The sequence below is a fragment of the Streptomyces sp. SID12501 genome (genome assembly GCF_010550245.1).
GTDB lineage: Bacteria > Actinomycetota > Actinomycetes > Streptomycetales > Streptomycetaceae > Streptomyces.
Window position 1 is genome coordinate 1 of record NZ_JAAGLU010000378.1, and the last position, 538, is coordinate 538.

1 pseudogene is annotated in these 538 nt (G+C 67.5%); it reads left to right on the forward strand.

What is annotated here, in order from left to right:
• Positions 1-316: pseudogene (locus G3I71_RS50635) on the forward strand (hypothetical protein); the annotation flags it as partial.
• Positions 317-538 lie beyond the last annotated feature (222 nt).

Below are 538 nucleotides of genomic sequence, written 5' to 3' on the forward strand. Positions count from 1 at the left end.
CGCAACCGACCAGGCCGCCTACGAGGGGCGGTTCGCCCTCGTCGCCAAACGGCACAAGCGCAGCGACGATAAGAAGGCCGCCGCCCGATGTCTGCCAGCGCTCGACTCCACTGCACAGCGGCTGTACCGGCGGCCGGTGACGCTCGCCGAACGGGAGGCGCGCGCCGAGCGCGAGGCGGCCGACCGGTGGGAAGACGAGGGCGGGCAGTGCCCCGAGGTGGGAACCCCGCCCAGGCCCGTTGTGTCCGAGCCCGGCCGAGCGGGTGCGGGTAGGTGGGGTGAGAAAAGAGCAGTTCAGGGCCCATGTTCAGGTTGACCCGACCCTGAGAACGTGGTTTAATTATTGATGCCGGAAGAGGGAGGGTAACGTCCCCGACCGACATCAGGGGTCAGCCGGCCCCGAAGGTTGATCTCTCACCAGGAGGACCGCGAAATGCCCCGTAAGCCGAAGATGACCGACGAAGAGCGCCGCGCCTACAGTGCGAAGATGCGCGGCGAACTCGAAGCGGTCATGGATCGCGCATACGGCGCGATGGTC